Annotated in this window: 6 protein-coding genes; 5 read left to right on the top strand and 1 reads right to left on the bottom strand. The window is 74.4% G+C overall.

Annotated elements, in window-relative coordinates; all coding sequences use genetic code 11:
- Positions 1–76: 76 nt before the first annotated feature.
- The 5 genes from ACFZDC_RS14160 to asnB all read left to right on the top strand — a co-directional run bounded on the left by ACFZDC_RS14160 (position 77) and on the right by asnB (position 20473).
- Entirely contained in the window at positions 77–13873 is a 13797-nt protein-coding gene (locus tag ACFZDC_RS14160) for an SDR family NAD(P)-dependent oxidoreductase (RefSeq protein ID WP_391323528.1), read from the top strand.
- A 33-nt stretch (positions 13874–13906) separates the two neighbouring features.
- A complete protein-coding gene (locus ACFZDC_RS14155; protein WP_391323526.1) occupies positions 13907–16351 on the top strand; it encodes a thioester reductase domain-containing protein in 2445 nt (814 codons plus the stop codon).
- The gene (locus ACFZDC_RS14150; RefSeq protein ID WP_391323524.1) at positions 16348–17487 is read left to right on the top strand and encodes an alpha/beta fold hydrolase; all 1140 of its coding nucleotides are present in this window, start codon (positions 16348–16350) and stop codon (positions 17485–17487) included. The genes ACFZDC_RS14155 and ACFZDC_RS14150 overlap by 4 nt, the downstream gene beginning before the upstream one ends.
- A gap of 87 nt (positions 17488–17574) precedes the next feature.
- On the top strand, positions 17575–18354 hold the full coding sequence (locus ACFZDC_RS14145; protein WP_391323522.1) for an alpha/beta fold hydrolase: 780 nt from the start codon (positions 17575–17577) through the stop codon (positions 18352–18354).
- 277 nt (positions 18355–18631) lie between these two features.
- Positions 18632–20473 carry an asparagine synthase (glutamine-hydrolyzing) gene (asnB, locus tag ACFZDC_RS14140; RefSeq protein WP_391323520.1) on the top strand — a complete coding sequence of 614 codons (1842 nt, stop codon included), beginning with the start codon at positions 18632–18634 and terminating at the stop codon, positions 20471–20473.
- On the opposite strand, the gene ACFZDC_RS14135 is transcribed toward asnB, so the two are convergent.
- A complete protein-coding gene (locus ACFZDC_RS14135; RefSeq protein ID WP_391323518.1) occupies positions 20382–20990 on the bottom strand; it encodes a DUF4232 domain-containing protein in 609 nt (202 codons plus the stop codon). The genes asnB and ACFZDC_RS14135 overlap by 92 nt on opposite strands.
- Between the last annotated feature and the right edge of the window lie 86 nt (positions 20991–21076).

The raw sequence follows: 21076 nt of genomic DNA, 5'->3' as shown, positions 1-21076 counted from the left end.
CCTTCGCCGTACCGCACCGCCCGCCGTCCGGTACGGAATCCAGCCAGAGCCCGAGTTCACGAGGACACCTGCCCAGATGCCTGCGAACGAGTCCCCGAAGCAGACCCCCGAGCCGTCCCTGACGACCTCCGAGGGCGTCCGGGCCTGGCTGGCATCGGCCGTCGCCGAGGCGGCCGGAACCGAGCCGGCGCATGTCGACCCGAACCGGCCGCTCGCCGAATTCGGCCTCGGATCCCGCCGGTTGGTCGCCCTGGTCGCCGAACTCGGCACGCTGACCGGCCGCCCGCTGGAACCATCCCTCGTCTTCAACCACCCCACGATCGCCGCCGTCGCAGAGGCCGTCTTCGAAGAGGTGCCGACCCCGAACCCTTCCGTCTTCGGACAGGTGCCGACCCCCACCCCTGCGCCGGCCACGGCCGTGGACCGCAGCGGCCCCGGCGACGACGTGGCGATCATCTCCATGGCGTGCCGCTTTCCCGGCGGTGCCGACGGTCCCGAGGCCCTGTGGCGGCTGCTGGCCACCGGTGAGGACGCCATCTCCGAGGTACCGGCGGGCCGTTGGGACACCAACGGCCTGTACGACCCCGACCCCGAGGCCACCGGCAAGGCCTACACCCTGCGCGGCGGCTTCCTCGACGGCGGCATCGACCGCTTCGACGCGGCCTTCTTCGGCATCTCCCCGCGCGAGGCCGCCGCCATGGACCCCCAGCAGCGGCTGCTCCTGCAGACCACCTGGGAGGCCGTCGAACGCGCCGGAATCCTTCCGGAGTCCCTGAACGGCAGCTCCACCGGCGTCTATCTCGGCCTGTACGACAGCGGTTACCTGGCCTCCGCCTCGCTCGGGCAGCTCGACGGGCACGTCGGCACCGGCTCGGCGGCCAGCGTGGCCTCCGGACGCATCGCCTACACCCTCGGCCTCGAGGGTCCGGCGGTGACCGTCGACACCGCCTGCTCGTCCTCGCTGGTCGCCCTGCACCTTGCGGCACGGGCCCTGGTGAGCGGGGAGTGCGACCTGGCCCTGGCGGGCGGCGCCACGCTGCTGGTAACCCCGCGCGGGCACGTGGAGTTCAGCCGGCTGCGCGGGCTGTCCCCGTCCGGGCGGTGCAGCCCCTTCTCCGCCGACGCGGACGGTGTCGTATGGGCCGAGGGCTGCGGTCTCGTGCTGCTGAAGCGGCTCGCGGACGCGCGCCGGGACGGCGACCGGATCCTGGCCGTCGTCAAGGGCTCGGCGATCAACCAGGACGGCCGCAGCCAGGGCCTCAGCGCTCCCAACGGCCCGGCTCAGGAGCGGGTGCTGCGCGCCGCCCTGGACGCGGCCGGACTCACTCCCCACGACCTCGACCACGTGGAGGCCCACGGCACCGGAACCCGGCTCGGCGACCCCATCGAACTACGGGCCCTGGCCAACGTGTTCGGCCCGGACCGCCCGGCCGACCGCCCCCTCGGCATCGGCTCCCTGAAGTCCAACATCGGCCACACCCAGGCGGCCGCGGGCATCGGCGGAGTCATCAAGACGGTCCTCGCCCTCGGCCACGCACACATGCCGGCGTCCCTGCACGCCGAGCACCTGACCGACCACATCGACTGGACCGGCAGCGGGCTGCGCGTGCAGAGCGCCGGGCAGGCCTGGCCGCGCACCGAGGACAGGGTGCGCCGGGCGGGAATCAGCGCGTTCGGGATCAGCGGGACCAACGCCCACGTGGTCCTGGAGGAGGCCCCGGAGCCCTCGAACGAGTCCAGCCCCGCGGAGCCGACCGCCCCCCGCCCCACCCTCTTCCCCCTCTCCGCCCGCAGCCTCCCGTCGCTCCACGGCCAGGCCGCCCGCCTGCTCGGTGCCCTCGAAGCACGCCCGGAGCTGCCGCTCCCCGCGGTGGCCGCCACCCTCGCCCACCACCGCACCCACTTCGACCACCGGGCCGTCGTCCAGACGTCCGACCGCACCCAGCTCCTCGACGCCCTGCGCACCCTCGCCGACGGGCACCCCGACCCGGACCTCACCGCAGGCCCCCGGCAGGGCACCCCCGCCGGAAAGCTGGCCTTCGTCTTCCCCGGACAGGGCAGCCAGTGGGCCGGGATGGCCCGCGACCTGCTCGACCGGGACCCCGTGTTCGCCGACGAGCTGGACCGCTGCGACGCCGCCCTGCGCCCGTTCACCGAGTGGTCCGTGGCGGCCGTGCTGCGGGGCGAGGACGGCGCCCCGTCCCTCGACCGGGTGGACGTAGTCCAGCCCGCCCTGTTCGCCGTGATGGTGTCGCTGGCCGCCGTGTGGCGGGCCCGGGGCGTCCGCCCGGACGCCGTCATCGGACACAGCCAGGGCGAGGTCGCCGCGGCCTGCGTGGCCGGCGCGCTCAGCCTCAACGACGCGGCCGCCGTGGTCGCCCTGCGCAGCCAGGCGCTGACCGGCCTGTCCGGCACCGGCACCATGGCCGTGATCGCGCTGCCCCACACCGAGGTGCTCGCCGCACTCGACGGCCTGGCCGGACACGTCTCGGTCGCCGCCGTCAACAGCGGCCGGGCCACCGTCGTCGCCGGTGCCGTCGAACCGCTCGAGGACCTGCTCACCGGTCTCGAAGCGCGCCAGGTGTTCGTCCGCCGCCTCGACGTCGACTACGCCTCCCACAGCGCCCAGGTCGAGCCGATCCGCGCACTGATCCTCGAGGACCTCGACGGCGTCACCACCTACCCGACGGACGTCGCCTGGTACTCCACGGTCACCGGCGAACCGGTCACCGAGGAGCTCGCGGCCGACTACTGGTACACCAACCTGCGCGAGACCGTCCGCTTCGCGCCCACCGTCGAGCGCATGCTCGCCGACGGGTACCGTCACTTCGTCGAGCTGAGTCCTCATCCCTCCCTGCTCACCGCACTGCGCACCGTCGGCGAGGACACCGGCCACGACCTGACCGCCGTCGGCTCGCTGCGCCGAGACGAGGACGGCTCGGCCTGCCTGGACCGGGGCGCCGCCGAACTCCACGTCCACGGACGGCGGATCGACTGGCGCCGCCTGGTCCCGGACGGTGACATCGCCGACCTGCCGACCTACGCCTGGGACCCGCGGCGCCACTGGACCGAACCGGAGACCGCGGCCGGCGGCCCCGCCCTGTTCGACCGCGCCGCCCATCCGCTGCTCGGCATCCAACTGCAGTCCGCCGACGATACCCGCTGGACCTTCCGCAACGAGTGGTCCCCGGCCACCGCGGACTGGCTGGCCGACCACACCGTGTTCGGCCGCACCGTGGTCTCCGGCACCACCCTGATGGAGCTGTGCCGTGCCGCGCTCGCCGTGGCCCGCCCGGACGCCGCGGCCGACGTCACCGACCTGCTCCTGCTCAACCCCCTCGTCCTGCCCGGGTCCGGAACGGTCGAGGTCTCCGTCGAGGTCGTCACCGCCGGTCCCGTACCCGAGATCACCGTGCACAGCCGCCCGCGCGGCCAGGACGCCCCCGGCTGGACCCTGCACGCCACCGCCTCGGCCGCCGAGCCGACCGCGCTCACCGCAGGCCGCCCCCCACAGTGGCCGGACACCGCCGAAGAGGCGTGGACCGCGCAGACGTACGACCGTCTGGCAGCCCTCGGCCTCGGCTACGGGCCCGCCTTCCAGGCCGTACGGTCGGCGGTCACGACCGGCGACGGAGAACTCCTCGCCCGCCTCCGTCTGCCCTCCACCGCCCGTGACGTGGCCGACCCGTACCCGGTGCACCCGGCCCTGCTGGACGCCGCCCTCCATGTGGCCGCCGCTCTCGGACCGGCCGACGGGCGTGCCCTGCTCCCCGTCGCCGTGGGCCGCTCGGTCCTGCCGCCCGGCGGCACGGACCGGCTGACCGCGCAGGTGCGGCGCACCGGAGGCTCGGGCACGGACCTCACCCTGGACGTCGCTCTGTGGGACGCCGACGGCCTGCCCGCCGGACGTCTGGAGCACGTACGCCTGCGTGCCGTCGACCCGGCCGACCTCGACGCCGGCTCGGAGAACGCGCGGCATCTGTACGAGGTGGCCTGGGCGGAGGTCACCGAGGAGCCGGCGACGGCACCGGACGCCACCTGGGCCGTGTCCGGCGACGGTGCCGACCCGCGGGTCGAGGCCGCGCTGCGCGGCCTGGACCGCCGTGAGCCGGGCGCCGACATCGTCGTACGGTTCTGGCCGCGCCCGGCGGCGGAGGAGGAGCCGGCCCGTGCGGCGCACGAGGCGGCGGCCGCCGCGCTCGCCGAGCTGCAGCACCTCATCGCGCTGTGCGAGGAGCAGGCGCCCACGCGCACCCTGTGGGTGACCCGCGGCGCCGTCGCCGCCTCCGACGGCGACCCGGTACCCGGATACGCCCAGTCGGTGCTGTGGGGCCTGGTCCGCAGTGCCCGTGCCGAACACCCGGATCTCGGGCTGACCCTGCTCGACCTGGACGCCGACCTCGGTCCCGACCTTGTCGACGGCGACCTCGTGACGGCGCTCGGAGCGGCCGCCGGTCTGGCCGACGAGCCCGAACTGGCCTTCCGCGGCGGGAAGTTGTTCGCACCCCGATTGGTGCGCGCCCGCCCGGCGACCACCTCCCGTGCCGCGGAGGATGCCGGCCCGCCGCACCCGGCCTTCCCCACGGACGGAACCGTCCTGATCACCGGCGGCCTGGGGGCCGTCGGACGGCACATCGCCCGCCTGCTCGCCGAACAAGGCGTTCCCCGCCTCCTGCTGACGGCCCGCAGGGGCCCCGACGACCCCAGAGCCGCCGAGACGGTCACGGAGCTGGCCGCGCTCGGCGCCGCGGCCGAGGTCGTCGCGTGCGACGTCACCGACCCCGCAGCCGTGGCCGGCGTGATCGCCCGCGCCGGCGAGGAGTCGCCCCTGCGCGGTGTCGTGCACTGCGCCGGGATCCTGGACGACGGCGTGACGGCCCAGCTGACGCCCGAGCGGCTGGCGCGGGTGCTGCGCCCCAAGGTCGACGGAGCCCTCCACCTGCACCGGCTCACCGCCGACGCGCCGCTGGACCTGTTCCTGCTCGTGTCGTCGGCCGCCGGTGTCGTGGGCAATGCCGGCCAGGGCAATTACGCGGCCGCCAACGCCCTCCTGGACCAACTCGCCCACCGCCGGCGCGCCCTGGGCCTGCCCGGTGTCTCCGTCTCCTTCGGCGCCTGGGCCGGTGAGGGCCTCGCCGCGGCCCACGCCGACCTGGACCGCATGGCCCGGCTCGGCCACCGCGCCCTCACCCCGGACCAGGGCCGCGACCTGGTGGCGCTGGCCCTGCGGCGAGGCGCCCCGCACCTGGTCGCCTGGGCCCTCGACCTGCCCCGTCTGCGCGCCTCGGACGCCACCGGGGGCGCCCTGTGGCGCTCGCTGCTGCCGCCGCCGCGCAGCACCGCGGACGCGGGGGACGCCCTGGCCGACCGCCTGGCCCGGCTGCCCGAGTCCGAGCGGGCCGAGCGCGTCCTGGCCCTGGTCCGCGACGAGGCCTCCCGCGCCCTCGGCCTGCGCTCGGCAGAGTCGGTACGTGCCGACCAGCCGCTGCGCGACCTCGGCATGGACTCCGTCACCGCCGTCGAACTGCGCAACCGCATCGGCGCCCGCCTCGGCACGCGCCTGCCCGCCACCCTCCTCTTCGACCACCCCACCGCCGACCGGCTGGCCGCGTACCTGCTGACCGGCGTGCTGGGCCGCACCTCACGCACGGTGCGGTCCGCTCACCCGACCGCCCCCGCCCCCGACGAGCCGATCGCCATCGTGGCCATGGCCTGCCGGCTGCCCGGCGGAGTCACCGACCCGGACGGCCTGTGGCGGCTGGTCGCCGAGGGCCGGGACGCGGTCGGCCCGTTCCCGGCCGGACGCTGGGACGTGGAGGCCCTGTACGACCCCGACCCGGACGCCCTCGGCAAGTCCTACGCCCGCGAGGGCGGCTTCCTGGACGACATCGAGTCCTTCGACGCGGGCTTCTTCGGCATCACCCCGAGGGAGGCCGCCGCCATGGACCCCCAGCAGCGCCTGCTGCTGGAGACCGCCTGGGAGGCCCTGGAGCGCGCGGGGATCGTGCCGGCCCGGCTGGCGGGCAGCACCACCGGCGTCTACGTCGGCATGTTCGGCAGCGACTACCTGGCAGGTTCCCGACTCGACCAGCTCGACGGCTACGTCGGCACCGGCTCGGCGCTCAGCGTCGCCTCCGGCCGGCTGGCCTACGCGCTCGGCCTGCACGGTCCGGCGCTGACCGTGGACACGGCCTGCTCGTCCTCCCTCGTCGCGACACATCTGGCGGCCCAGGCCCTGCGCGCGGGGGAGTGCGACCTGGCCCTGGCCGGCGGGGTGACGCTGATGGTGACCCCGCAGACCTTCGTCGAGTTCAGCCGGCTGCGCGGCCTGTCCCCGACCGGCCGCTGCCGCTCCTTCTCCGACGACGCCGACGGCGCGATCTGGGCCGAGGGCGCCGGCATGCTCGTCCTCAAGCGGCTCGGCGACGCCGAACGGGACGGCGACGAGGTGCTGGCCGTGCTGCGCGGTACGGCCGTCAACCAGGACGGCCGCAGCCAGGGCCTGTCCGCGCCCAACGGCCCGGCCCAGGAGCAGGTGGTCCGCCGCGCGCTGGAGCGGTCCGGACTGACACCCGCCGACATCGACTACGTCGAGGCCCACGGCACCGGCACCACCCTCGGCGACCCGATCGAGGCCAACGCCCTGGCCGAGGTCTTCGCCGGCTCCCGCCCCCCGGACCGCCCGCTCCTCCTGGGCTCGCTGAAGTCCAACATCGGCCATGCGCAAGCAGCTTCGGGCGTCGCCGGACTGATCAAGGTCGTGCAGTCGCTGCGCCACCAGACCCTGCCGCGCACCCTGCACGCCGGCACACCGAGCCGTCATGTCGAGTGGGACGGCAGCGGGCTCCGGCTGCTCGTGGAACCGGTCGCCTGGCCGTCGACGGGGGAGCGGGTGCGCCGCGCGGGGGTCAGCGCCTTCGGCATCAGCGGGACCAACGCCCACGTCGTCGTGGAGGAGGCCCCGGCCAGACCCGCCAAGGACATGGAACTCCCTGACGGCAAGCGGCTGTTCACGCTCTCCGCACGCAGCGAGGCCGGACTGCGCGGACAGGCGTCCCGGCTCGCCCGGTACGTCACCGCCGACACCGCCCTCTCGGACGTCGCCCACACCCTGGCCCGGCACCGCAGCCACTTCGAGTGGCGCACCTCGGTCGTCGCGGGCGACCGCGACGAACTGCTCTCCTCGCTCAAGGCGTTGAGCGGCGGACGCAAGCCCCTGCCCGCACCCCGCGAGGACCAGACCGGCAAGGTCGCCTTCGTGTTCGCCGGACACGGCGGCCAGTGGACCGGCATGGGACTGGAGCTGCTGTCGCGGTCGGAGGCCTTCCGGGCGGAGCTGACCCGGATCGACGCCGCCGTCGAGCGGCTGGCCGGCTGGTCGGTGCTCAACGTGCTCCGCGCACCCGAGGAGTTCTCCCCCCTCGACCGCACCGAATACCTCCAGCCGGTGCTCTTCGCGGTCAACGCGGCCCTGGCCGCCGCCTGGCGGGAACTCGGCGTCACCCCGGACGCGGTCGTCGGCCACAGCCTGGGCGAGATCGCCGCCGCCTACAGCGCGGGCGCCCTCACCCTGGACGAGGCCGTGACCGCCGTCACCGCGCGGGCAGCCGCGGTCGTCCCGCTCGTCGGGCACGGCGGCATGCTCGCCGTGGAACTGCCGCTCGCGGACGTCGAGGACCTCCTGGAGCCCTGGGCCGGCCGGCTGTTCGTCGGAGCCGTCAACAGTCCCGGCGCCACGGCCGTCTCCGGCGACGCCGAGGCGCTCACCGCACTGCGCCGGCACCTGGAGGAGCGCGGCACACCCAGCCGCGTCCTGTCGACGCCGTTCGCCTCGCACACCCCGCTCATGGAGCCCCTGCGCGCGGAACTCCTGGACCGCTTCTCCGGCATCCGGGGCACCCGCACATCCACTCCGCTCTACTCGTCGGTGCGCGCCGAACCGGTCCCCGGGGACAGCCTGGACGCCGCCTACTGGTTCGCGAACCTGCGCAGCCCGGTCCGCTTCGCGGACACCGTCACCCGGATGCTGGACGACGGCTACCGCTACTTCGTGGAACTCAGCCCGCACCCCTCGCTCACCCCGGCGATCGAGGCGGTCGCCGCCGAGGCCGGGATCGACGCGGTCGGGGTCGGCTCGCTGCGCCGCGGCCGGGACGGGCACGACGTACTCCTCGGCAGACTGGGGGAGTTGTACACGGCTGGACACACGCCCGACTGGACGGCGCTCTTCCCGCGCGGCCGCCGCACCGACCTCCCCACCTACGCCTTCGCCCGCGAACGCCACTGGCTCACCCCCGTCCAGGCCACCTCCACCGGCGGCTCCCCGCTGCTCGGCACCCATGTGCAGGCCAGCGACGAGCCCGGCCGGGACCTCTTCCAGAGCGAGATCGACCTGAACGACAGCCGCTTCGCCTACCTGACCGACCACAAGGTCACGGGCGAGGTGTGGCTGCCGGGCGCCGCCTTCCTCGACATGGTGCTGGAGGCCGCGACCACGCTCTCGGACGGCGACGAGGTGCAGCTGGCCGACGTCCGGTTCCTCCAGCCGTTGCGACTGGACGCCGACCGGCCCGTACGGCTGCAGCTCGTGCTGCGGCCCGCCGAGGACGGCTCACGGGACTTCTCCATCGCCTCGGCCCCCGCCGGTGAGCGCCGGTGGGAACGGCACGTGACCGGGCGCCTCGCCCTCACGCAGGAGCCCGCCCCGGACCAGGGCCCGGGGCTCGCGGACCTGCGTGAGCCGTGCACCGAACGGGTCGATCTGCCCGCCGTCTACGCCGGTCTCGCCGCCCTCGGCATCGACTACGGCCCCGCCTTCCGGGGCCTGGAGGACGGCCACCGGAACGGCGGCACCACAGCGGTGGGCCGCCTGGCGGCCAGGCCCGCCGCCGGTCACCTCCTGCACCCCGCCACGCTCGACGCCGCCTTCCACACGGCCGCGCTGCCCGCGGCCGCCCCGGAGGGCAGGGCGTTCGTGCCGGCCGGCGCCCACCGCGTGCGGTTCACCGGTCTGCGCACCCCACCCGCCTGGGTGAGCTGCGACCTGCGCGACCTGGACGGCGACACGGCCGTCCTCGACCTGCGCCTGTGGGACGACGACGGCCAACTCGTCCTGGCCGCCGACGAGTTCCGGCTGGCCGCGCTCTCCCCGCTGGACGGCGCCCTCTTCGAGACCCACTGGCAGCCCCGCCCCGAAGCGCAGGAACCGCCGGCCGGGGCCGGCTGGCTGATCGTCGCCGACGAAACGGGGGTGGCCGACGAAATCGCCCGCCGCCTGGGCGACTGTGCCCCGCACGTCGTCGCCCGCCGGGGCACGGAGTACGGCGCCGACGGCCCCGGTCGCTACGTCCTCGACCCGGCCGACCCGGCCCAGTGGGCGCGCCTGCTGGACGACGCCTTCACGCACGCGCCGCCCGAGCGGGTGGTCCAGCTGACCGCGCTCGACGCCCCGCCGGTCTCCGACGCCGTCAGCGCCGAGGAAGCCGCCCGGCTCTGCTGCCTGACCACGCTGCACCTGGTCCGGGCCCTCGCCGAGCGCCGGCGGCCGCAGGGGCGGGCACCGCGCCTGTTCGTCGTCGTACGCGGCAGCCAGGCCGCCGGTGACAGCACGGCGGTGACGCATCCGCAGCAGGCGCTCGCCTGGGGCTTCGGACTCGCCGTGGCCCAGGAACACCCGGAACTCGCCACCACACTGATCGACCTGCCCACCGACGGCGGCACCGAGCAACTGTGGACGCAGTTGTGGCACGCGGACGACGAACGTCTCCTCGCGCTGCGCGGCAGCGGCCGCCTCGTCCCGCGCCTGGCCCGTACCCGGCCCGACGACGCGGGCCACCCCGAGCAGCCGGACGGCGTGCACCTGATCACCGGCGGTCTGGGCGGCCTCGGCCGTGTCGTCGCCGAGCGGCTGGTGCGCCGGGGCGCCCGGCGGCTCGCCCTGCTGAGCCGCGGCACCCCCGACGCGGCCGCCACCGCCTGGATCCGGGACCTCGAGCAGCGCGGGGTCACCGTGCACCTCGCCCGCGCCGACGTCGCCGACCGCGCCGGACTCTCCGCCGCCCTGGACGCCCTGCGCCACGCGGCCGGTCCCGTCACCACCGTGGTCCACGCCGCCGGTGTCCTCGACGACGCCACCCTGGCGAACCTCACCGAGGAGCGCGTCCGGCGCGTCCTCGCACCCAAGGTGCTCGGCACCGCCCTGCTCACCGAACTGGTGCCAGAGGCCGGGAACCTGGTCCTGTTCGCCTCGGCGGCCGGTCTGCTGGGCTCGGCGGGCCAGAGCCCGTACTCGGCGGCGAACGCCTTCCTCGACGCGTGGGCGCACCACCTCTCCAGGACCGGCCGACGGGCGCTCAGTCTGGACTGGGGGGCCTGGTCGGGCGTCGGCATGGTCGCCGGGTCCGGCACCCGCGCCGCAGAGACCAGCCGCTCGGGACTGGTCGCCTTCTCCCCGCAGGACGGCGGCGAGCTGTTCGAACGGGTGCTGACCACCGCCCGTCGCCAGCTCGCCCCGATCGCCCTCGACCGGGACCTGCTCGCCCTCGACCCGGACGCGGTGCGCAGCCGCCCGCTGCTCGCCGACCTGGTGACCGCCCCGGCCGGCGGCACGGACACCGACGACCTGGTGAAGAAGGTGTTCGCGGCCGCCACCGCGCAGGAGCGCGCCGAGTGGCTCGAGACCTATGTGCGGGCCCGGGTCGGCGAGGTCTCCGGCGGAGCCGTGGACGTGTTCGCCACCACGGCCCTGAAGGAACTCGGCCTGGACTCGCTGATGCTGGTCCGGCTGCGCAACGCCTTCGCCCGCGAGCTGGGCGTGGAGCTGCCGGCCTCCGACGTGTTCTCCGCCGCCGACATCCGCGGCCTGGCCCGCGCCCTCGCCGAGGCACTGCCCGAGCGCGCCGCACCGGCCGAGCGGGCCGGGAGCGGACCCGCGCAGGACGTTCCGGAGACCGAACTGCGGCCGGCGACCCGCGATGTCGTACGACTCCTGCGCAGCGCCCAGCCCGACATGCCCGACGCGGCCCACGGCGTCGGCCTGGCCGTACGACTCACCACCGCGACCACCCGGGAAGCCCTCACCGGCATCCTCGACCGGCTCGCCGCCCGGCACGCGGCCCTGCGCACGGCCGTCGTCACCGGCGCCGAGGGGGGCCGGCAGCTGCGGGTGGACCGGCAGCCGCCCGCGCCGCTGCTGCGCTGGACCGAAGTCATGGAGGCGGACGCCGCCGAGCGGCTGCGGCTGCTGCTGGAGCCGGCGTTCGACCTGGCCGTCCCGCCGCTGTGGCGGTTCGAACTCGCCGACGGGGACCCGCGGGGCCAGGTCCTCGTGTTCGGCGCCCACCACGCGGTCAGCGACCTGCAGTCCCTGCTCCTCGTGGCCGCGGAGATCGACGCCGAACTGTCCGGCACCCTGCTGGACGACACCCTCACCAACCGGGACATCGACCTGCTGATCGAGGCCCAGCAAGGCGGCGGCGACGGCCCCGGCGACGACTGGCGCGCGGCCTTCGAGGGCAGCGAACGGCTCGACCTGACCCTCGCCCGCCCGCGCCCGCCGACCCGTTCCTACCGGTCCGGAAGCGTCACCGTGACCCTCCCCGACGGGCTCACGCAGCGGATCTCGGCCGCCGCGAGCGCTCTGGCCGTGACCCCCGCCGCGTTCTGCCTCGGCGCCCTCACGGTGCTGCTGGCCAGGAAGCGGGAACGGGAGCGGTTCGTGCTCGCCGTGCCCGTGGACACCCGCATCCACGCCGACGCGTACGGCGCGGTGGGCTTCTTCGGTGTTCCCGTGCCCTTCCCGGCGCAGGCGGCGGCGGGCGAGCGGGTCGCGGACGTGCTGGTGCGCACCGACCAGCGCCTGCGGCAGATCCTGGCGAAGGGCGCCATGTTCTCCGACGTCCTCGCCACGCTCGCCCGGCAGGGCCTGCACCGCCCCAATGCACCGCTCGTCGAGGTGTACTTCAACTACGTCCGTTTCTCCGGGGAGTTGAAGCAGCTGGACGTGCTGCCCGCCGGGGTCGGCCACACCGACCTGGACCTGATGGTCACCATGACCCCGGACGCGGGCACCGTCCGGCTCGACCACAACCTCGACATCCTGGACGCGGACACCGCGACCGACCTCGGGGAGGAGTTCCTGCGGCTGCTCGCGGAGACGGCCGAGGACGCGACCGGACGCGTGCGCACGACCCCCGTGACTGCTGCCGGGGACGCGGCGGGACGTGGGTCTGCGAGGCCGGTGGCTGCTGCCGGGGACGCGGTGGGGCGTGTGCCTACGACGCCCGCGACTCCCGTCGACGGTCCCCGTCTCGCCCTCGCCGCCACCTTCGCCCTCGGAAACCTGCCACTGATGTGCGAGGCGGCGCTGGAGGACGAGCGGGCGACCGCCGCCGAGGCGCCGTACCACCAAGTGCTCGCCGCGCTCCAGGACCCGTCCGGCGTCCTCGCCGACCCGGCCACCGCCGTGGCAGTCGTCCTGCTGCGCGCCGCCGACCTGGAGCGCTTCGGGCCGGTGGACGACACGACCCTCACCGAACTGCGCGGCGCCTACCCGGCCGCGCTGAAGTCCCTCGCCGAACGCACCCGCAGGCCACTCGTCGTCGGCGTCCTGCCGACCGCCCGGGCCCAGGACCGCTTCCTCGACTGGGAGCGCGCAGTCGCCGCCGACCTGGCCGCACTGCCCGGCATCGCCGTGCTCGGCCCCGACGAGTGGACCCGGCACCGCACCGTCGAGGACCCCTTCGACGAGCGCACCGAGCGGCTCGCCCACCTGCCCTTCACCCCGGCGTTCCAGGCGGCCGTCGCGCTGCGCCTGGCCGAGACGGTACGGGCCGTACGGCGCCCCGCGCCCAAGGTGATCGCCGTCGACGGAGACGAGACCCTGTGGGGCGGAGTGGCCGGTGAGATCGGCCCGGACGCGGTGGATCTCACCGGCCCCCGCGCCCTGCTGGCCCGCAGGCTGCTCCAGTGGCGGGCGGCGGGTGCGCTGCTGGCACTGGTCAGCAACAACGACGAGACCACGGTCCGGGCCGTCCTCGACCGTCCCGACAGCCTGCTGAAACCCGAGCACTTCAGCGTGCTCTCCGCCGCCTGGGGCCCCAAGCCGGGCCGACTCGCCGAAGCCGCCCGGACCCTCAACCTGGGCCTGGACACCTTCCTGTTCCTGGACGACAACCCGGCCGAGATCGCCAGGATGCGCGCGGCGCTCCCCGAGGTGCTGTCCGTGACCTGCCCTGCGGTCACCGGACTCGACGCGTTCCTGGGCCGGTTGTGGCCCCTGGTTCCGGCCGCGGCGACCGCCGAGGACGCCCTGCGGGCCGGCTTCTACGCACAGGAACGCGAGCGGGACGCCGTCCGCGAGGGCGCCGGGTTCGAGGAGTTCCTCGCCGAGCTGAACCTCGAGGTCGACATCCGCGAGCTGGCGGGTGCGGACGTCGAACGCGGCGAGCAACTCGTCCGCCGCACCAATCAGTTCACCCTGCGCGCCCGATCCGCCGACGGCGGCGACCTGGCCCGGTGGCGCGAGCAGGGCGAGGTGTGGACGGCGGCGGCCCGGGACCGGTTCGGCGACTACGGCCAGATCGCGCTGCTCGCGGTCGGCGCCGACGGCGACCAACTCGACGTCCACGCCTGGCTGATGAGCTGCCGTGCCCTCGGCCGGGGCGTCGAGGAACGCCTGCTCGCCTGGCTCGCCGACCGGGCCGAGCAACTGGGCTGTGCCAAGGTCCGGCTCACCGCGGAGCGCACCCCGCGCAACGCACCCGCCCGCCGGCTGCTGGCCGCGCTCGGCGGCGGCGACCCGGACGACGAACGGCTGGACGTCGTGGCCACGCCCGACCACCTGCGGGCGTTCCGCTCCTGGGAGCAGCAGTGAGGAACAAGACCAAGCACAACGCGAAGGGCTCTCATGCGTGACGTGAACGAGGAACCGGCGACCGCCGGCCGGCGGGCGACCGCCGAGTCGATCGAACGGGGCGGCGGCGGACTCGGCGTGGACGACCTGCTGGCCAGGGTGCGGGCGGCGGCGACCGTGCCCCAGCCCGACCAGCCGGCGGCGCCCGACCTGGACGGCCTGACGGCCACCATCGCCGCAGCGGCCGGCCGCCACCTGCCCTCCGGCCGGCTGGCGCCCGACGCCGACTTCTTCGACGCGGGTGGCACGTCCGTCGACGCGGTCGAGCTGGCCGCCGAACTGGAGGGCGAACTGGGCATAGAGGTCGACCTCGACGAGGTCTTCGCGGACGCCCGGCCGGTCAGCCTGGCCCGGCGGTGGCTGCCGCTCGTCGGGGACCCGGCGGCACCGGCGCACTCCGCCTCCGAGGGATCCCCGGCCGCACCGGCGGTCACCGCGGACGCGCCGGCCTCGGCCGGGCCGACCGTCTCCCCGGGTGCGGAGTCCGTGCCCGCGTCAGCGTCCCTCGCGTCCCCCGTTCCCGCTCCCGGCACCCTCCCCGTCCCGGCCCCCGGCACCCCACCCGCCGTCTTCGGCACCCCGTACCGCGTCGGCGCCCCCCACTCCAGGGCCCGTCAGGAGGACCTCGACCAGATCCTCGCCGATCTCGCCCTCGCCGACCGGCTCCCCTTCACCGACGTACCCGAACCGCTGCCGCCGCGCCGCATCCTGCTGACCGGCGCGACCGGCTTCCTCGGCAGTCACATGCTGCTCGACCTGCTGCGGCACAGCGACGCCCACGTGTACTGCCTGGTCCGCGCGGCCGACCAGGCGACCGCGACCGCACGGCTCGGTACCCAGCTGCGGAGCTACCAGCTGCCGTGGTCCTCGGAGGTGCGCCGGCGCATCACCGTGCTGCCCGGCGACATCCGCCGCCCACGCCTCGGTCTCACCGACGAGCAGTGGCACACCCTCGCCCACGAACTCGACAGCATCGTCGGCGTGGCGGCCGCCGTGGACTTCCTGCGCGGCTACCAGTCGCTGCGCGCCGGCAACGTCCTCGGCACGCTCACCCTTGCCGAACTGGCCGCCACCGGCCGCCCCAAACCGCTGCACCACATCTCGTCCATAGCCGTGTTCAACGAGATCGGCATCACCTCCATGGGAGAGGACGACCCCCTCGCCCACGTCGACCGGCTGATCTCCGGCTACGACCAGTCCAAGTGGGCCGCCGAGGTCGCCCTGCGTCGCGCCCGCGACCACGGACTCGTCGTCACCGCACTGCGCCCCGGCGGCATCGGCGGCCACACCAGGACCGGCGCCCACAACCCGCTGGACCTCAGCAGCGGCCTGATCTCCGCCTTCGGCCGCTTCCGCACCGTACCGGCGTTCCGCCATCTCAACGCGGCACCCGTGGACTGGGTCAGCCGGGTCGCGGTCGCCGCGGTCTGCGAACCCGACGCCTGGGGCTTCGACTACAACCTCACCGGCGTGCCCAACACCCTCGACGACGTCCTGCGGGACATGGCTCTCGGCGGCATGCACGTACGCGTCCAGGACTGGGACGAGTGGCGTGCCGACACGCTGGCCCGCCTCGAAGCCGAGCCGGTGCCCGAACTCGCCTTCCTCGCCCGGGTACTGCAGAGCCCCACCGCGCTGAAGCTGTGCGAGGCCACCCTGAAAGGCCCCGCCGCCGTCGCCGAACGCACCGACGCCCTGGTCGCCGCCCTCGGCCTCGCGCCCGCCGCCCGCTACGACGCCCAGGCCCAGCTGAGGACCTTCGAGAAGCTCGCCGCCGACGGCCTCGCCCGGCTCCCGCACAAGGACGACCAGCCCTACCTGTGGTTCTCGGAGACGACCGAGGGCACCGTGGGTCCGGTCGGCGCCGCTGCCGAGACCCCCTGCTCGATGGCGCTGACCCTGTCCATCGCGAGCATGTACCAGCTGGTGAAGGAGCGCCGGGTGGACGTCACCGGCGAGGTGACCTGCCCGGCGATCCACCCCGAGCCGCTGACGGTGGAACGCGGTGACGTCTGGGTCCGCCCCGAGGAGGGCATCCCGCAGCAGCACGGACTGCGCCACCAACTCCTGCGCTACCGGCTGAAGCTGCGTGACGCGGACGGCGGTCTGTGGTGGCTCGAGGGCCGCAAGTACGCGCGGGCCCGGCGGGACCTGTGGCGGCAGACCCGTGCCCTCACCGTGGAGATCGGTCGCGACGGCGAGGCCGCGAGTCTGCTCGGCGAGGTCGTCGTACCCGCCGACTCCTACGTCCGCGACCAGATCGACGGCATCCGGGTCGACCCGCGCCTGACCGGTCAGGAGAAGCGGGCCGCCAAGCTGACCTGGCTCGCCTGGTTCGGTGTGGAGATGGGCCGCGGACTGCTCGCCCCCTTCGCCCGGGCCGCCGCGGACCTGCTCGACCTGCGCCGCACCCCCACCCTCACGGAGCCCAACCGATGATCTTCAGGACCACCCGTTCCAGGACGGCCCGGCCGGCGCTCCGCACGGTCCGCACCGCCCCGGCCCTCCGCCCCCTGCGCCACCGTCTCGATCCGGCCCGCGTCGAGGAGATCCCGTTCCGCACGAGCGACGGCGTCCGCCTCGGCCTGACCCGCGTCGGCACCGGCGACCCGACCCGGCCCGCCGTACTGCTCCTGCACGGGCACACCGCCTCCGCCGACATGTTCCTGCTGCCCGAGACCCGCAATCTCGTCGACGTCCTGCTCGACGACGGCTACGAGCCCTGGCTGCTGGACTGGCGGGGCAGCCGGAGGCTGCCGTACAACGAGACGGGCCGCCGGTACACCTACGACGACGTGGCCCTGTACGACATCCCGGAGGCCGTCGCCCGCATACGTGAGCGGATCGGCGAGCGCCCGCTGTTCGTCGTGGCCCACTGCATCGGATCCCTCACCCTTTCGATGAGCCTGGCGGCCGGACTGGTGCCGGGGCTGGCGGGCGTGGTCTCCCAGGGGGTCTTCCTGACCCCCAAGCTGGCGGGCCGGACCTCGTTGCGGATGTCCGTGGCGGGGGAGTTGCTGAAGACCCGCATCGACCACATCCCGGTCGACTTCCGCAGGGTCGGCCTGTGGTCGAAGTACACCCCGCTGTTCGCACTGGCCTCGCGGGGGGCCGGCTGTCCCGATCCGACCTGCCAGATCCTGCACAACTCGGCCTGGGGCACAGGCGCTTCGCTCTTCGTCCACGAGAACCTGGACGGGACCACCCACGACCGGCTCGCCGAACTTCTCGGCCCCGCCCCGCTGTGGATCCTGCCCCACCTGCGCCGGATCGAGCTGGCCCGCAGCGTCGTCCGCTGGCACGACACGGACCACCGCTACCGGGCGCTGCCGCCCAACGCGCTGGACGCCGCCGACCGCATCGACACCCCCGTCCTGCTGCTCGCGGGCAGCGAGAACGGGCTGTGGCTGGACTCGCAGCGGCTCTGCCACGACGTGCTGGCCCGCCGACAGCCGCAGCTGGACGTCTCCTACACCGAGATCCCGGGCTACGGCCACCTGGACACCTTCCTGGGACGGGGCGCCGCCCTGGACGTCTTCGGGCACATCCTCGAATTCCTCGGCGCACGCCACTGAGAATTGATCGTCGAACGCCGGTGACGGAGGGCCGTGCGGCCCGTTACCGTACCGGTCAGTAACAGGACCGCACCCCAGGAGGCCCCCATGCCGCAGCTCGACGTCGACGGAGCCGTACTGACGTACGACGACGAGGGCCCCCGTGACGGCACGGACGTACCGCTGGTGTTCGTCCACGGCTGGACCGCGAACCGGCACCGCTGGGACCACCAGCTGGCGCACTTCTCCGCCGGCCGGCGGGTGATCCGGCTGGACCTGCGCGGGCACGGGGAGAGCACGGGGGCCGGGGTGCGCACGATCGCGGAGCTGGCGACGGACGTCCTCGCCCTCCTCGATCACCTGAAGGTCGAGCGGTTCGTGCTGGTCGGCCACTCCATGGGCGGGATGATCTCCCAGACCATCGCCCTCTCCCACCCCGAGCGGGTGGAGCGGATGGTGCTGGTCAACTCCATCGGCCGGATGACCTACAGCCGGGGCCGGGGCCTGCTCATGGCGGCCTCCACCCTGGTGCCGTACAAGCTGTTCGTCGCGACCAACATCCAGCGTGCCTTCGCCCCCGGTCACCCGCGTGAGGAGATCCGGGAGCACATCCGCTCCTCCGCCGGCACCCCGCGCGAGGTCGTCATGACGCTCTACGGCGCCATGCGGGCCTTCGACGTGCTGGACCGGGTCGGCGAGATCCGCACGCCCACCCTGATGGTGCACGGCTACCACGACGTCCAGCTTCCGGTGCGGCAGATGCTGCGCATGGCGAAGGCCTACCCGGACGCGGTGGTCCGCATCATCGACGCGGGCCATGAACTGCCGGTGGAGAAGCCGGCCGAACTCACCGCGGCGCTGGACTGGTTTCTGACCGCGAAGGCCTGACCCAGGAGCTGTTTGGGGAAGTTTTTGCCCGTGGCCGGTTCCTGCCGCCCCGGCCCGGTGCCACCGCGTTCCGTCGATGTCGCGCAGGCAAAACCCGGCCGAAACCCCGGGGGAGCGCAGGCCGTCCGGGCGACGGCCGCGTTGACCGCCGCCCCTGGCTGACGGACGCTCGTCATATAGGTGCTCGATACAACTGGTTCGGCGGCCGTCTTCTGCGTACCCGGGAACACACAGGTGAGCGCGGGGCCGGCCGTCGGCCGGAGGCGGGAGGCAGCGTATGTGCGGCATCACCGGATGGGTCTCCTTCGACCGCGACCTGGCCACCGAGGCCGACGCATTGCATGCGATGACCGAGACGATGGCCTGCCGCGGCCCGGACGACCGGGGGACGTGGACGGAGGGCCCTGCCGCCCTCGGCCACCGCCGGCTCGCCATCATCGACCTCCCCGGCGGCCGCCAGCCGATGTCCGTCCGCACCCACGAGGGAGCCGTCGCCCTCGTCTACTCCGGGGAGACGTACAACTTCACCGAACTCCGCCGGGAACTCGCCGACCGCGGTCACCGGTTCACGACCGACTCCGACACCGAGGTCGTGCTCCACGGCTACCTGGAATGGGGCGACGCCGTGGCCGAGCGGCTGAACGGCATGTACGCCTTCGCCGTCTGGGACGGCCGCCACGACCGGCTCGTGATGATCCGCGACCGTATGGGCGTCAAGCCGTTCTACTACCGTCCGACCCCGGACGGCGTCCTCTTCGGCTCCGAGCCCAAGGCGATCCTCGCCAACCCGCTGGCCCGGCCCCGCGTCGGCCTGGACGGCCTGCGCGAGCTGTTCACCATGGTCAAGACGCCCGGACACGCCGTGTGGGACGGCATGCGCGAGGTCGAGCCGGGCACCGTCGTCACGGTCGACCGCTCGGGCCCGGCCACCCGTGTCTACTGGCGGCTGGAGACCCGGCCGCACACCGACGACCGCGACACCACCATCGCCACCGTCCGCTCGCTCCTCGACGACATCGTGCGCCGCCAGCTGGTCTCCGACGTCCCGCGCTGCACCCTTCTCTCCGGCGGTCTCGACTCCTCGGCCATGACCGCGCTCGCCGCCCGGCACCTCGCCGAGCAGGGCGAGAAGGTCCGCAGTTTCGCCGTCGACTTCGTCGGCCAGAGCGACAACTTCGTCGCCGACGAGTTGCGCGGCACCCCGGACACGCCCTTCGTGCACGACGTGGCGGAGCTCGCCCGCACCGACCACCAGGACATCGTCCTCGACTCCCAGTCCCTCGCCGACCCCGCCGTACGCGAACGGGTGATCCGCGCCCGGGACCTGCCGGCCGGCTTCGGCGACATGGACACCTCGCTGCTGCTTCTCTTCCGTGCCATCCGCGACCAGTCCACGGTCGCCCTGTCCGGCGAGTCCGCCGACGAGGTCTTCGGCGGCTACCTGCAGTTCTTCGACGAGGAGGCCCGCCGCGCCGACACCTTCCCCTGGCTGGTGCGCTTCGGCCGCCACTTCGGCGACGACACCGACGTGCTGCGTCCCGACCTGGCCAAGACCCTGGACCTGGAGGGATACGTCGCCGACGGCTACCGCACCGCGATCCGCGGCATCCACCGCCTGGACGGCGAGAGCGACTTCGAGTACCGGATGCGGCAGATCTGCCACCTGCACCTGACCCGCTTCGTCCGTGCCCTGCTCGACCGCAAGGACCGGATGAGCATGGCCGTCGGCCTCGAGGTCCGGGTGCCGTTCTGCGACCACCGGCTCGTGGAGTACGTCTACAACACGCCCTGGTCGCTGAAGTCCTTCGACGGCCGGGAGAAGAGCCTGCTCAGGGAGGCCACCGCGGACGTCCTGCCGCGGTCGGTGTACGAGCGGGTGAAGAGCCCGTACCCGTCCACCCAGGACCCCCGGTACGCCCGTGCCCTGCAGGACCAGGCCAAGGACCTCCTGGCCCGGCCCTCCCACACCGTCTTCGACCTGGTCGACCGGGAGCGGGTCCGGGAGGCCGCCGAGCGCGACGCCCCCGTCAGCACCCAGGTCGCCCGGCGCGGCCTGGAGCGCACCCTGGACCTGGCCCAGTGGCTGGACCTCTATTCCCCGGAGCTGACCCTCGGCTGAGCCCGAGCGCCCGGTCCGCGGCCGCCGCCGTCGGCCGCCACCACGTCGTCACCGGCTCCCACACCCTGACCTCGCTCCCGGTGCCGAGCCGGGCGGCGGTGAAGGAGCGGCCCCACTGGGAGGCGGACGCGGCCACCGTGATCGCGCCCACCCGGCGGGCCTCGGGGTCCGCCGGGTCGGCGATGGTGCGCACGGCCGCGTAGGCGGTCTTTCCCGCCCCGAGCGGGTACGTCCCGCTGCCGCCCTCCGGTACCGGCAGTGCGGCCCCGTCCAGGTCGCCGAAGGTGACCGTGGGGACGCGGTCGACGGCACAGGTGCGGGCGGTCCGGTTGGTCACCTCGACACGTACCACGGAAGGATCGGCAGGGGCCGCCTTGGCCCGGATCGTCAGGGCGTTCTCCGTGCAGCGTGCGGGCTTGGCGTGCGCCTGAGCCGCATGGCTCTGCGGCGCGGTGAGCAGCAGGGCCGCGACTGCGGCGGAGACGGCGGGTACGGCGATGGCGGCGCGGATGCGCATGGCGGTTTCCCCTGTCGCGGTCACCTACGGGTACGGCGGGCCGAGGCGCGCCTGCCCTGTGTGACCTCCGGGACGGCCGGGAGGTT

Origin of the sequence: Streptomyces sp. NPDC007905, from assembly GCF_042959345.1 — a bacterium.
Taxonomy (GTDB): domain Bacteria; phylum Actinomycetota; class Actinomycetes; order Streptomycetales; family Streptomycetaceae; genus Streptomyces.
Note: the sequence above shows the minus strand (reverse complement) of the source record. Positions and strands in the feature narration are given on the sequence as shown.

Excerpts from the sequence above, each read along its gene's own strand:
- ACFZDC_RS14160 (WP_391323528.1), top strand. The coding sequence starts at position 77 with ATGCCTGCGAACGAGTCCCCGAAGCAGACCCCCGAGCCGTCCCTGACG.
- ACFZDC_RS14155 (WP_391323526.1), top strand. The coding sequence starts at position 13,907 with ATGCGTGACGTGAACGAGGAACCGGCGACCGCCGGCCGGCGGGCGACC.
- ACFZDC_RS14150 (WP_391323524.1), top strand. The coding sequence starts at position 16,348 with ATGATCTTCAGGACCACCCGTTCCAGGACGGCCCGGCCGGCGCTCCGC.
- ACFZDC_RS14145 (WP_391323522.1), top strand. The coding sequence starts at position 17,575 with ATGCCGCAGCTCGACGTCGACGGAGCCGTACTGACGTACGACGACGAG.
- asnB (WP_391323520.1), top strand. The coding sequence starts at position 18,632 with ATGTGCGGCATCACCGGATGGGTCTCCTTCGACCGCGACCTGGCCACC.
- ACFZDC_RS14135 (WP_391323518.1), bottom strand. The coding sequence starts at position 20,990 with ATGCGCATCCGCGCCGCCATCGCCGTACCCGCCGTCTCCGCCGCAGTC.